Genomic DNA, 12,604 nt, shown 5'->3' with positions numbered 1-12,604 from the left:
AGTCAGACGAAGCGGTCAGGCAGGGTCGGGCGCCCGGCCCTTGGGGCCACCCGGTTGCAACTGGCCCAGGATGCGCTTTTCCGTGGCCGACACCCCCGCCACCTCCATCAGCCGCGCACGGTCCAGCACCTCGATGCGGCCATAGGCCACGCGCAGCACGCCCTGGTCCTGCAAGGCCTGCAGCACCTGGTTGGTCGTCTGGCGCGACAGCGAAAGCATCAGCCCCAGCTGCGTCTGGCTGATGGGCACCACGCAAGGGCCCTCATGGGGTGTCAAGGCCGAGGCCTCCACCAGCCACACCAGGCGACGCGCCAGGCGCGCTTCGGCGGGCAGCAGGGCCAGGTCCTCCATGCCGATGAAGGTCAGGCGCAGGCGCAAGGCCATCAACACGCCCAGCTCGCGCCAATAGTGCGGCTGGCGCTCCAGCATGGTCAGCAAGTCCTGCTGGGGCACATGCAGCAGCTTGACCGGCCCTTCGGCCACGGCGTTGTGCGTGCGTGGCAGGCGGTCGAACAAGGCGATCTCGCCAAACCAGCTGGGCGCGTCCACCAGCGACAGGATGGCCTCCTTGCCCGCCTCGGTCACGCCAGACACGCGCAAGGTGCCCTCCAGAATGGCGTACAGGCCATCGGGCGCATCCCCCCGGAAGAACAGGTGTTCGCCATGCTGCAGGCGCCGCGGGGTCGCCAGGTCCAGCAGGGCTTGCTCGAAGTCCTTGGGCACGCTGCCGAACCAGGGGTCGGCGCGCAACAGGGCCAGGGCTCCGGGGGAAATCCATTCACGCATGCACGCGACCTTTCAACGGTTTACAGCTGACCGTAGGAGTGCAAACCAGACAGGAACATGTTGACGCCCAGGAAGGCGAAGGTCGTCACGACCAGGCCCACCAGTGCCCACCATGCGGCAAAGGTGCCGCGCAGGCCCTTCATCAAACGCATGTGCAGCCAGGCCGCGTAGTTCAACCACACGATGAGGGCCCAGGTTTCCTTGGGGTCCCAGCTCCAGTAGCCACCCCAGGCCTCGGCCGCCCAGAAGGCGCCCAGGATGGTGGCGATGGTGAAGAAGGCAAAGCCCACGGCAATGGCCTTGTACATGACGTCGTCAGCCACTTCAGGGGCGGGCGTGCGTTCGTTGATCCAGCTGCGCGCGCTGATCACCAGGGCGAAGAACACGACCAGGCCACCCACCATGCGCCCGGCCTTGGCCACCGCCGCCATGTTATCGGCCGACAAGCCACCGAACAGGCCAAAGCCCAACAGAGGCAGGCCGATGAACACCACCGGCAGGCCGACCAGGCCCTTCCACAAGGCGCCCGGCTCGGCGGTCTTGAGCAGGTAGGCCAGCGCCACCATGGCCGACATCGCAAAGGTGCCGTAACCCACGAAGTTGGCCGGCACGTGGATCTTCATCCACCAGCTTTGCAGCGCCGGCACCAGTGGCTGGATCTCGCTGGCACCACGCACCAGGGCGTACCACAGCAGGAAGCCCACGGCAGCGCTCACCACCAGCATCACAAAGGCCCCCAGGGAGCCCAGCGACTGCCCCATGCGCGCAAAACGGTCCTCGTAGTAGAGCCAGAAAATCGTGGTCAGCCACGAGAACAGCACGAACACTTCATACAGGTTGCTCACCGGGATGTGGCCGATGTCAGGCCCGATCTGGTGGCTCTCGAACCAGCGCACCATCGTGCCCGTCAGCGCCATGAACACCCCTGCCCAGGCGATGCGCGAGCCCAATTTCGTGCCCGTATCACTGCGCGTGGCCACGCCGATCCAGTAAAACAGCGTGCTCATGAAGAAGAGCAAGCTCATCCACAAGATGGCGCTCTGGCTGGACAGCAGGTACTTCAACCAGAACACCTGATCCGCTTTGGACAAGTCCGCGCCATAGTCATCCGTGGCACGCATGTACAGCGCCACCGCGGCCCATGTGGCCAGGCCCACCAGCAGCATCAACAAACGCAAGGGCCGCCAGAACCAACCCAGCCCGATCAGGCTGGGCACGGCCGCCGCCAGGATGCCTTTTTCATAAACGTCCATCGACGCGCCAAAGTTCATGAAGGCCCATCCGCCCAGGGCGGCCACGGCCAGCGCAAACAACCAGTCGGTCCAGTGGCGCTGCCCGAGAGAAAGGCCAGCCATGGGCGCGCGGTTGGTCGTGGAGGTGCTGCTCATTTCATGCATCCTTGCAAATCAGGTGTCGGCGCGGGGCGCATCCTGGCCCAGCACGCTTTCACGCAGGCGATCGAATTCCCGATCGGTATCCAGTGTTTGCCGTGTCGACGACAAGGCCATGCTCACGCGCGTACCGCCTTGCCCATCATCCTGCAGCCAGACCCACACCCGGCGTTCACGGATGTAAAGCATCGAGAAAACGCCAATGATCAACAGCACGCAGCCCAGATAGACCACATTGCGGCCAGGGGTGCGGGTGACCTGGAACACGCTGGCCTGCTTCTGCTCGAAGCCGTCGAGCGTCAGCAGCATGGGCGCGGGGTAGTACATCGAATCCGAAATCGACAGCACCGCCGCGGTCATGAAGTTGCGCGCCGACTCCTGCTCGGGTGAACGCTTCTCCAGGCCCGCCCGCTCGCGGCTGATGTTCCACAACTCGAACATCGCGCCATTGAGGATGCGGATCAAGGTGGACGAGGTGTGCTCGCGCTGGTCGGCCGGCACCACCTGCTCGATGAAGTTGGACAAGGCCTGCAAGCCCCCGTTGAGCGCCCCGGCCGGCAGGGCATCACCTGGCTGCGGCTTGAGCTGCACCGAACCCGAGAACAAGTCCAGCGAGCGCTGCGCCGACACCGTCAATTGCTCGCGCAACTCGGGCTTGTCAGCGGGCGCCGCACCATCGCCAAAACGGCGGGCCGCCTCGGCGCGTGCGGCCGGATCATTCAAGGCCTGACGCAGGCGCAGCCAGCCCTGCATGCTCATGTCTTCATCGGCCGGTGCGCGCAGGTAACGGAAGCCCTCGGCGGGCGAATCCCGCACGCCCCACAGGAACATGGCCTGCCCATCGATCTGCACGGGGGCCATGTAGTTCTGAAACTCGCGTGCCTGGCCCGCCGCATCACGCAGCTTGTAGGTCACCGAAGGCCCGATGTTGACCAGCTTCTTTTCACCAGGCGGCTTGGCGCCCGATCCCAGGTGCTTGCTCAGCTCCGCGAGGTTGACGCCGCGTACGTCCGTGCCGCTGCCCGCACCGCCAGCATCGGCCGCGTTGTCGCGCGCGCGCTGCGCCGAGGACAGGTCTTCCACGTTGATCACGCGCAGGCCGGTCACCTCCAGCCGCACATTGGCGGCCGTCTGCCCATTGGCGGCGGTGCCCAGCAGCTGGCGGGGCTCGCCGCCCACCACGCCCTCGATGGTCTGCTCGCCCTCATCACGCGTGCCGATCAGATTGTGCGGGCGCAGGTGCACCACCGAGCCGCCATCCTCGAAGCTGGACTGGAAGATGGTCACGCCGTCGTACACCACCGGGTGGTTGACCTCGACCGTGAAGGCCTTGGCCTGCTTGAGCTTGGGGTCGTGGATGACGATGTCACTGGCAAAGCGCTTGGGCATGCCCGTGTTGTAGTAATCCACCGTGAACTTCTTGAGCTCGATGTCGAACGGCAGGGGCTGCACCAGCATGCCCTGGTCCAGCGCGATCACCGCCGTGTTGGTGCGCTGGCCCTCCGGCACGAACAGCTGCGCTCGGTAAGCCGGGTTGTTCTCGTTGAGACGGCTGTGCGCGGTCTCCACGCCGCCCTTGAAGGGCTTGAGGTCCTGCAGCCAGGCCTGCGTCTTGACGATGAGGTCACCGTCGAACAAGCCACCCAGGCACACCAGCACGATGGCCGAGTGCGCGGCGATGTAGCCCAGCTTGTTGATGGCACCCAGGCGGGCCGCGATCATGAAACCGGCCTCGCCCTTGGCCGAGGCCTCGCGCTGCTGTGTCTTGACCGACCAGCCCTGCAGGGCCAGCAGGTTGATCACGTGTTCACGCACCTGCTCCAGCGGCATGGCCAGCAAACCTGAAGCCTTGTGCGGGAAGGCCTGCAACGCCTTTTCGCGGATGTATTCCTTGTGCGTGCGCCAGTCCACCAGGATCTTGGGCGCATTGCGCGCGATGCACAGGCTGGTGGAGGTCACCAGAAACGCCAGGATCACCAGGAACCAGGCGGTGCTGTACACGCGGTACAGGCCCAGCGCCCCGAAGACCTCGGCCCAGAACGGCCCGAACTGGTCCACATAGTTGACAAAGGGCTCGCCCTGCTTGACCACGGTGCCGATGGCCGAGGCAATGCAGATCACGGTCAGCAGCGCGATCGCAAACCGCATCGAGGCCAGCAACTCCGTCAACTCGCGCACCAGGGGGCGATTCGGCACCGGGGCCTGGGAAGGAACTACAGCAGCAGACATAGGTTCTGATCGGGCATGGGCCAACTATAACGACGGCCAGTCTGCACAAAAGTCGGGCAGACGACCTGTCTCGCAGGTGAAAACGCTGAGGCCAGGAAGACAAAAGGCGGGCAGCCCGCAAAAGGGCATCCCGCCTTGGATCTCACAACCGGCATGCCCTTCAGGGCGGCATGCCGTTTCGGGCATCAACGCAGACCGGCGATGTAATCGGCCAGCGCTTCGATTTCCTTGTCGCTCAGGTTGGCAGCGATGCTGGCCATCTGGGCGCTGTTGGTGCGGTCACCCTGGCGGAAGGCCGTCAGCTGGGCCTTGGTGTAGTCGCCATGCTGGCCAGCCAGACGGGGGTACTGCGCCGGCATGCCAGCACCGTTGGGGCTGTGGCAACCGGCACAAGCGGGCACGCCCTTCTTGGCGATGCCACCGCGGTAGATCCGCTCGCCGGCAGCCACCAGCTCAGGGTTCTTGGCGGTGCCGTCCTTGGCCTTCTTGGTGGCGTAGAACGCCGCCACATTGCGCATGTCTTCAGGCGTCAGGACAGCCGCCATGCCATTCATGATGGCGTTCTTGCGTTTGCCTTCCTTGAACTCCGTCAGCTGCTTGACGAGGTACTCGGGGTGCTGGCCCTGCAGGATCGGGTAGGTGGGCATGCCGCGCGAGCCGTCTGCCACGTGGCAGGCAGCGCACACGGTGGTGGCCTTGGCTTCACCGGCCGCCAGATCAGGCTTGGCAGCGGCTTTGGTTTCCGAGCTGTATGCCACGCCCGACAGGGACAAGGCCACAGAGGCAAAGGCAATCTGGGTCAAAAAGCGCTTCATGGCGTTCGTCATGGCGGGTGGGCTGTAGGTTGATTAGGCAGATAAACCGAGAGATTTTACAATGTCCTATGACCCGTCCAAGCACCACCAGATCAAAGCGCCCCGAGAAGGGCGACAAACAGGGGGCCCAGGCCCCCACTCAAGCCACTGCGCAGACTGCACAAAATACCCCGGCCCCAGCCCCGGATCCCGCCAAGGAGGCGCTGGCCTGGGCCCACTCGGCTCGTTTTTTCACCACAGCGGCCCAGCTGAACCAGCTGCCCGTCAGCGAATTGCCCGAAGTGGCTTTCGTCGGCCGCTCCAACGCGGGCAAGTCCACGGCCATCAACACCCTGGCCCAGCAAAGGCAACTGGCCTTTGCCTCCAAGACACCCGGCCGCACCCAGCACATCAACCTCTTCCACCTGGGCCCCAAGGCCGCGCCCGACCAGGTCTGGGCCGACCTGCCCGGCTACGGTTATGCCGCGGTGGAGCGCACCGCCAAGCTGCGCTGGCAGGAGGTCATGGCCAATTACCTGAAACTGCGCCGCAACCTCACGGCCGTGGTGCAGATGGTGGACTCGCGCCATGGCTTCACCGATCTGGACCGCCAGTTGCTGGAGTTCGTCACCCCGCGCGTGCGCAACGGCGAGATCAAGCTGCTGGTGCTGCTGACCAAGGCGGACAAGCTCAACCGCAAGGAAAGCGCCGATTCGCTGCGCCAGGCGCAGGAGGTGCTGTCCGAGCTGGCCACGGACGAAGCGGACATCAGCATCACCCTGTTCTCCTCGCTCAAGAAGATGGGCGTGGGCGACGCGGCCGAGATGCTCAAACAATGGGCGGCATCCCCCGAGTTGGCGCAAACCCTGGCCGCCGCGCACGCGTTTGTCCCGCCCGAGGAGGCCTGATAAGGGATATCCCGGCCCCTAAACCCCTTGTTCCCCTCGAGACAAGGGGATGCGGCACAAGCCAGGCGCGTAAAATGTCACACAAGCTTTGGCATGGCATTCGCTAGGGATGTTTGTCCCCGCCGCCATCCTGCACCGCATAAACGGGAGTACCCAGATGACCTTCAAATTCGCCTCTGCCGCCCTGGCCGCCCTGCTGGCAAGCAGCGCCGCCCTGGCCGCCAATCCCGACAGCATCACCGCGCCACTGACGCTGGTGGCCGATGACACCGACCCCAGCTATTCGTTTGCCACGGTGGACGTGCGCCAACTGAGCCCCAATCAGGTATTCAACGACTACTACACCTTCCACCTGGACGGTGTCAGTGACGTGAGCTTCAGCGCCATCTCCGACCCCCTGTACAACGCCAAGGGCAATGTGCTGTTGAAGGTCGCCGTCTTCGACTCCATCAAGCTCACCGGCCCCAATGACTTCATGGGCGGCGGCACCATCAATGCCACCGGCATCTACACCAGCCTCAGCTTCAGCAAGCTGACGGCCGGCGACTACACCATCGCCCTGACCGGCCAGGCCGCAGGCAAGTCCGGTGGCAACTACTACGGCAACCTGGGCGTGACCGCCGCGGTGCCCGAGCCCGAAGTGCTGGCCCTGAGTCTGGCCGGCCTGGGTGTGGTGGGCCTGCTGGCTCGTCGCCGCAAGGCCAGCTGATCTTCCTGGATCAGCGGCGAGCCTCACAAGCCGCCAACCCAGCAAAAAGGGCGTCCAATGGACGCCCTTTTGTTTGGCCTGCTCGTTTTGTTCTGCATGGCGGCAGCCTCAGCTGCCGCCAAGGGTTCACTGCCCCGTCAGGCGGGTCAAGGCTTCCTGGTACTTGGCCGCGGTGTTGTCGATCACGCTTTGGGGCAAGGCGGGCGAAGGCGCGGTCTTGTCCCATGGCTTGCCGTTGACCGTGGCCTGCTCCAGCCAGTCGCGCACGAACTGCTTGTCGTAGCTGGGCGGATTCGCGCCGGCCTTGAAGGCGGCCTCATAACCTTCCACAGGCCAGAAGCGCGACGAATCCGGCGTCAGCACCTCGTCCATCACGGTCAGCGTGCCCTTGTCATCCAGGCCGAACTCGAACTTGGTGTCGGCAATGATGATGCCCTTGGTCAGCGCGTAGTCGGCCGCCTTCTTGTACAGCTTGATGGCCAGCTCACGCACCTGCGCAGCCAGGTCGGCACCGATGATCTCGACCATCTTGTCGTAGCTGATGTTCTCGTCGTGGTCACCCACGTCGGCCTTGGTGGCCGGGGTGAAGATGGGCTCAGGCAGCTTGCTGGCGTTCTGCAGGCCGGCAGGCAGCTTCACGCCGCAGACCTCGCCGTTGTGCTGGTACTCCTTCCAGCCGCTGCCGGCCAGGTAGCCGCGCACCACCGCCTCGACGGGCAGGGGCTTGAGCTTCTTGACCAGCATGGCGCGGCCTTCCACCTGAGGGCGCTCGGCCGGTGTCACCACGCTCACGGGGTCTTCGCCCGTCAGGTGATTGGGGGCCACATCCTTGAGCAGCTCGAACCAGAACAGCGCCATCTTGGTCAGCAAGGCGCCCTTGCCAGGAATGGGCTCGCCCATGATCACGTCGAACGCACTGATGCGGTCCGAAGCCACCATCAGGATGCGGTCGTTGCCCACGGCGTAGTTGTCGCGCACCTTGCCACGGGCAAGGAGGGGCAGAGAGGTCAGAGCGGAGGTATGCAGGGCAGAGGTCATGGATGAAACGCCAGGTCTGGGCGGCGGCCCGGAAAAATCCCGCCACCGAAATCGTCAAACCGACATTGTGCCGCCACTGGCGCCCCGCGCGCTCAATAAACGATGCAGCGCCGGCTGGATGCGGGTGACGTCCAGGGGTTTCGTCCAGTAATCGTCGAAGCCGGCGTCCAGCGCACGGCGGATCTCGTCGGGCATGGCATCGGCCGAGACGGCCACCACGGGCTGCTGCGCCCAGGTGGGCAGCCGCCGGATCGCCTGCAGCAGGCTCACGCCATCCGTATCGGCCAGGTGCATGTCCAGCAGCAAGGCGTCCGGCCACGCGCCGTCACGCAAGGCGGCCAGCGCCTTGGCACCCGAGTCCAGCACCTGCAGCTCGAACGCGGTGGAGCCCTCGAACAGTGACTGCATCAGCAAAGCGTTGATGGGGTTGTCCTCGACGTAAAGCACGCGCCGCCGCACGCCCGAGCCCGCAGCCGCCTGCGCCTCCTGGTGATCGGGCGACAACGGAAGGCCCGGATCGCCGTTGTCTGGCATTGGCACCGTGGCGGGCATCAGGCGCACCACGAAGCAGGCCCCTTCGCCCGGCCGGCTGCGCACATGCAGTTGCCCGCCCATCAGCTCGATCAGGCCCCGCGTGATCACCAGCCCCAGCCCCACCCCCTCGACCTGGCCATGCTCCGCCCCCAGGCGGTTGAAGGGCTGAAACAGCTGGGCCTGCTGGGCAGGGCTCAGGCCCGGCCCCTGGTCCTGCACGTGCAACTCGACGGCCTCGCCAGCGCCTTGCGCCACCTGCACCTCAACCCGCCCGCGCTCCGGGCCGTACTTGATGGCATTGCTCAGGAGGTTCAACAGCACCTGCCCCAGGCGATGCCGGTCGGCCTGCACCATCGCCCCCCGGCCCCCGACCCAGCTCAGGCTGACCGCCCGCCTGGCCGCGAGCGGTTCGGCCATCAACAGGGCCGACTGGATGACTTCATCCAGAGGCAGAGGGGCCATTTCCACGGCCATGTGACCCGCTTCGATGCGCGAGATCTCCAGCACCTCGTTGATGAGGCGCAAGAGGCTGTGCCCGGCCGCCTCGATGTAGCCCAGCTTGCTGCGCTGGTCCGCGCGCAGGTTGCCCGCATCCTGCAGTTGCAAGAGCTGTGCAAACCCCAGGATGCCGTTGAGGGGCGTGCGCAACTCATGGCTCATGTGGGCCATGAACTCGCTCTTGGCCTGGTTGGCGCGCTCCGCCGACGCCTTCTCGCGCAAGCCCAGCTCCATGTCCTTGCGCTCGGTGATGTCGGCGATGTAGCCGTTCCACACCACGGCGCCATCGGGCTCCTGGGACGGTGTGGCATGCAGCTCCAGCCAGATCGGCCATTGATCGATCACGGCGCGACACTCGCAGCGCCAGGGGCTCAGGTCCCGGGCAGACGCGTCCAGGGTCTCGCGCAACTGTGGCGCGTCATCTGGGTGGATCAGGCGCCAGACCACGTCGGCATCCTCCAGCGCCTGGGCCGGCGCCACCTTGAACAAGCGCCTCAGGGCATCGGTGACGTAAGTAAAACGGGCCGGCTCACCACGCATGCGGCGCAGCTGGAACAACAGCCCGGGCGCTTCGTCCGCCGCCCGCTTGGCGGTCAAGAGCTGGTACTCCAGCCGCCCGCGCTCTTTCAAGCGCATGAAGACGCAGCGCACCACCCCCATGTCGTGCGCCACCTCGCGGCGCGCACTCAACAAGGCGTCGATGCGTTGCCCCTTGTCGCCTTGCAGCTGGATCGAGACCTCGTCGACCTGGCCGGACATCTTCAACAGCGGGAAGATGTACGAGTGGTACAGCAGGGTCGAGGCCCGGGACAGCAACACCCCGACCTGCTGCCCGCGCAGCTGGGCGGCTTCTCGCCCTCGCAGGCCCGCCAGCGTCTGGTTCACATCCCGCAAGAGGCCATCGTCGTTCACCACCGCCACGGCGACAGGCAGGTCATCAAAATGGTGTGCAGAGGCGGGCATCAGCGAAACGGCCCCGGGCCTAGGCCGTGGCGTTCAAATAGGCTTGAACCAGTTGCGTGGTTTCAGCCGGGTGACTCATGTGAGGGCAATGCCCGCTGGCCGCCATGCGCACCAGGGTTGAGCGCGGCAGGCGCGCATGCATGTAGTCGCCCACCGACAAGGGCGCGACACTGTCGTCACTGCCCTGCAGGATCAAGGTGGGCACCTGCAACAGCGGCAACTGGTCACGCACATCGGCCCAGAACACCAGTTGCGCAAAGTGACGCACGATCACCGGGTCGCCCGCACACAGGCTTTGCGCCAGTTCGGCGCGCAAGGCCGGGCGCTCCTCGTTCTTCATGGCCACCGGCGCGAAAAAGTTGGCCCAGTCGCTCATGTTGCGGTCCATCAGCTCCAGCAGGTCGATGATGTCCTCGCGCTCGAAGCCGCCCTCGTAGTCGGGCGGGTGGTTGACGAAACAAGGGTTGGGGCACAGCATGATCAGGTGCTCGAACAGTTCCGGTCGGGCGATGGCCGCCAGCATGCCCATGGCGCTCCCCACCGAGTGCCCGAAGAACACGACGGGCCCGCAGTCCAGCGCATCCAGGATCTCGATCACGTCGCGCCCGTAATCAGCCAGGCTGGCGTAACGCTCAGGGCGCCAGCAGGATGCATCCGAGCGCCCGCTGCCCATGAGGTCGAACAAGATCACACGATGGGTTTCGGCCAGCTCGGGCGCCACATGACGCCACATGCGTTGGTCGCAACCGAACCCGTGGGCCAGCACCATCACCCGTTCGCCAGAACCCATGTCCGTGACATGGTGGCGAGCCAGCACACCCTTGGTCATGTGCGCACCTCCTGTTGTTTGAATCAGGTGTCGCGCACTGGCTTGCCCCAGGCGGCACCCGTGCTGTGTTTTGTACCACAGCCGGGATTGGGAGACATGCCTGTAGGGCTCAGCCCTTGGCTTTGGCGGACGCCCGCGCCATGTCCGCCTTACGGTCAGCGGCCACCTTCTGCGCCGTGGGCCGCTCCTCGATGAGCTTGACGTAGCTCTTCCAGTCAATACCGGCGGCGGCCACCAGGTCTTCGCCGCACACCAGCTTGCTGGCCAGGGCGGCCAGGGGCAGGCTCACATACACGGCGCAATCGGCCATGGTGAAGGTGTCGCCCGCGGCATAGGGGGCAAACTTCACCACCTGCTTGAACGCGGCGATGTTCTTGATCAGATCACCCTTGACGCGCTCGATGAACTTCTCGGGCAGGGTGCCGCCAAAGAAAGCCTGTGAATACAGCTGGCGTGCGCACAGCTCCACATGCAGGTCGCAATAGGTGATGACCTCGCGCACCTTGGCGGCCTGCCAGGGGTCTGCAGGGATGAGGGCGGGCGTGGGCCAGCGCGCCTCGATGTACTCGACGATGACCTGGCTCTCGCACAGGAAGCCGTTCTCGGTTTCGATGTAAGGCACCTTGCCCAGCGGGGATTTGTCTTCCTTGCCCTCGCGGCCAAACGGCACCTGCACCTCTTCAAAGGGCACGCCCTTTTCCAGCAAGGCCAGCTTGACCTTGTTGTAGTAGTTGGACAGCGGGAATCCGTAGAGCTTGAGCATGAAGGTCTCCGTCAGAAGGGCATCGTTGTGGGTAAAACCGCGCACAGCATACGGCAAGCAACGCCGCCTTCCCTCACTCAGAAGCCGGCTTCTTTCAGGCGATGTGCATGGATCACGAACAGGCCAACCGGGTCGGCACCCGGCCCCACCAGCCCGGAGAACTGGTTCACGGCCTGGAAGTGGTTCATCGGGTAGTCGTCACGGATGACCTCGCCCAGGTGGCTGGCACAGCGGCCCACCAGGCCGTCGTTGTCCGTCTCGCGCACGAAGGCCTTGCTCGACAGGCTCATGAGGTAATCCGCCAGGTTCGTGGCGCGGTAGAACTGCCCGACGCTGCTCCATGAGTAGTAGTGCACGCCGTCCACCACATGCGCGCCTTCGCCGCAGGCCTGCTCTGGCACGCCCGCCGGGAAACGCTGGTTGAAGAAGGCCGCACCAGAGTGCGTCAGCGACTTCATGGCCTCTGCCGCATCGATCGGCAAGTCCACCCCGGTGATCCAGTTGATCAGGGCGCCCAACTTGTTGCCCAGGCCCAGCAGCGCATCGGCCAGCCAGGGCTTGGTCTTGGTCAACTCGAACAACCAGTCGGCCACCTCGGAGCCCGTCGTCGCCCCGGACACTGTCGTCACCGACGCCACCCACTCAGGGTGCGTACCCGCCACGTAGCGCACGGACTGGCCGCCATGGCTGTGCCCGATCAGGTTGACCTTCTTGGCGCCGGTCTCCTGCATGATCTGGCGCACCTGGGCCATCAATTGCTCACCGCGCACATCGGAGCTGTTGAACGCCGACACCTGCGTGACGTACACCTTGGCGCCATGCGCCCGCAGCGTTTCGGGGATATCACGCCAGTAAGACTGCTTGCCTTCACCCGCGTAGCCAAAGCCCATCACGCCGTGCGCGAGCACGATGGGGTAGCGCGTCTGCGCATCGTCCGCCACCTGGGTGGACGACACCGGCGTGCCCGACAAGGTCAGCCACGTGGGCACCACCAACACCGCCGCACCAGCCACGGCCACGGCCAGCACGCCCCCCAAGACCCACTTCACCAGACGATTCGCCACGGGATTCCCAAACGCTCAAAGACAAAAAAGGCGAGGCACTTGCGCCCTCGCCCATCTGAGCCCGGGCCACCGATTGGCGACCACCGGGCACTTGCACA

11 protein-coding genes are annotated in these 12,604 nt (G+C 65.2%); 2 read left to right on the top strand and 9 right to left on the bottom strand.

The features are described 5' to 3' along the window. Positions 1–15 precede the first annotated feature (15 nt). The 4 genes from JY96_RS13100 to JY96_RS13085 all read right to left on the bottom strand — a co-directional run bounded on the left by JY96_RS13100 (position 16) and on the right by JY96_RS13085 (position 5,221). On the bottom strand, positions 16–786 hold the full coding sequence (locus JY96_RS13100; RefSeq protein WP_081961237.1) for a Crp/Fnr family transcriptional regulator: 771 nt from the start codon (positions 784–786) through the stop codon (positions 16–18). Between the two features lie 20 nt (positions 787–806). Beyond that, entirely contained in the window at positions 807–2,174 is a 1,368-nt protein-coding gene (gene ccsB, locus JY96_RS13095) for a c-type cytochrome biogenesis protein CcsB (protein ID WP_035038038.1), read from the bottom strand. Positions 2,175–2,192: 18 nt separating this feature from the next. Further along, positions 2,193–4,406: a cytochrome c biogenesis protein ResB gene (locus JY96_RS13090; protein WP_035038036.1), complete on the bottom strand. Its 2,214-nt coding sequence runs from the start codon at positions 4,404–4,406 to the stop codon at positions 2,193–2,195. A gap of 185 nt (positions 4,407–4,591) precedes the next feature. After that, positions 4,592–5,221, bottom strand: a complete 630-nt coding sequence (locus JY96_RS13085; protein ID WP_035042665.1) for a cytochrome c — start codon at positions 5,219–5,221, stop codon at positions 4,592–4,594. A gap of 68 nt (positions 5,222–5,289) precedes the next feature. On the opposite strand from JY96_RS13085, the gene yihA reads away from it, so the two are divergent. Both yihA and JY96_RS22310 read left to right on the top strand, forming a co-directional pair. Then, positions 5,290–6,108 carry a ribosome biogenesis GTP-binding protein YihA/YsxC gene (gene yihA / locus JY96_RS13080; RefSeq protein ID WP_081961236.1) on the top strand — a complete coding sequence of 273 codons (819 nt, stop codon included), beginning with the start codon at positions 5,290–5,292 and terminating at the stop codon, positions 6,106–6,108. 157 nt (positions 6,109–6,265) lie between these two features. Then, the gene (locus tag JY96_RS22310; protein WP_052162483.1) at positions 6,266–6,817 is read left to right on the top strand and encodes an FxDxF family PEP-CTERM protein; all 552 of its coding nucleotides are present in this window, start codon (positions 6,266–6,268) and stop codon (positions 6,815–6,817) included. A gap of 126 nt (positions 6,818–6,943) precedes the next feature. Here the strand turns inward: JY96_RS22310 and JY96_RS13070 are convergent, their stop codons facing one another. The 5 genes from JY96_RS13070 to JY96_RS13050 form a co-directional block, all read right to left on the bottom strand. Further along, positions 6,944–7,855 carry a phosphoribosylaminoimidazolesuccinocarboxamide synthase gene (locus JY96_RS13070; RefSeq protein ID WP_035038034.1) on the bottom strand — a complete coding sequence of 304 codons (912 nt, stop codon included), beginning with the start codon at positions 7,853–7,855 and terminating at the stop codon, positions 6,944–6,946. 54 nt (positions 7,856–7,909) lie between these two features. Continuing rightward, positions 7,910–9,850 carry a PAS domain-containing hybrid sensor histidine kinase/response regulator gene (locus JY96_RS22305; RefSeq protein ID WP_052162482.1) on the bottom strand — a complete coding sequence of 647 codons (1,941 nt, stop codon included), beginning with the start codon at positions 9,848–9,850 and terminating at the stop codon, positions 7,910–7,912. A 19-nt stretch (positions 9,851–9,869) separates the two neighbouring features. Then, the gene (locus tag JY96_RS13060) at positions 9,870–10,679 is read right to left on the bottom strand and encodes an alpha/beta fold hydrolase (RefSeq protein ID WP_035038031.1); all 810 of its coding nucleotides are present in this window, start codon (positions 10,677–10,679) and stop codon (positions 9,870–9,872) included. A 109-nt stretch (positions 10,680–10,788) separates the two neighbouring features. Next, entirely contained in the window at positions 10,789–11,442 is a 654-nt protein-coding gene (locus JY96_RS13055; RefSeq protein WP_035042656.1) for a glutathione S-transferase family protein, read from the bottom strand. 77 nt (positions 11,443–11,519) lie between these two features. Beyond that, the gene (locus JY96_RS13050) at positions 11,520–12,506 is read right to left on the bottom strand and encodes a triacylglycerol lipase (protein ID WP_152606491.1); all 987 of its coding nucleotides are present in this window, start codon (positions 12,504–12,506) and stop codon (positions 11,520–11,522) included. Positions 12,507–12,604 lie beyond the last annotated feature (98 nt).

It is taken from the genome of Aquabacterium sp. NJ1 (assembly GCF_000768065.1).
Taxonomy (GTDB): domain Bacteria; phylum Pseudomonadota; class Gammaproteobacteria; order Burkholderiales; family Burkholderiaceae_C; genus Aquabacterium.
The sequence above is the reverse complement of the archived record's forward strand: the minus strand, read 5'-3'. Positions and strand labels throughout refer to the sequence as shown.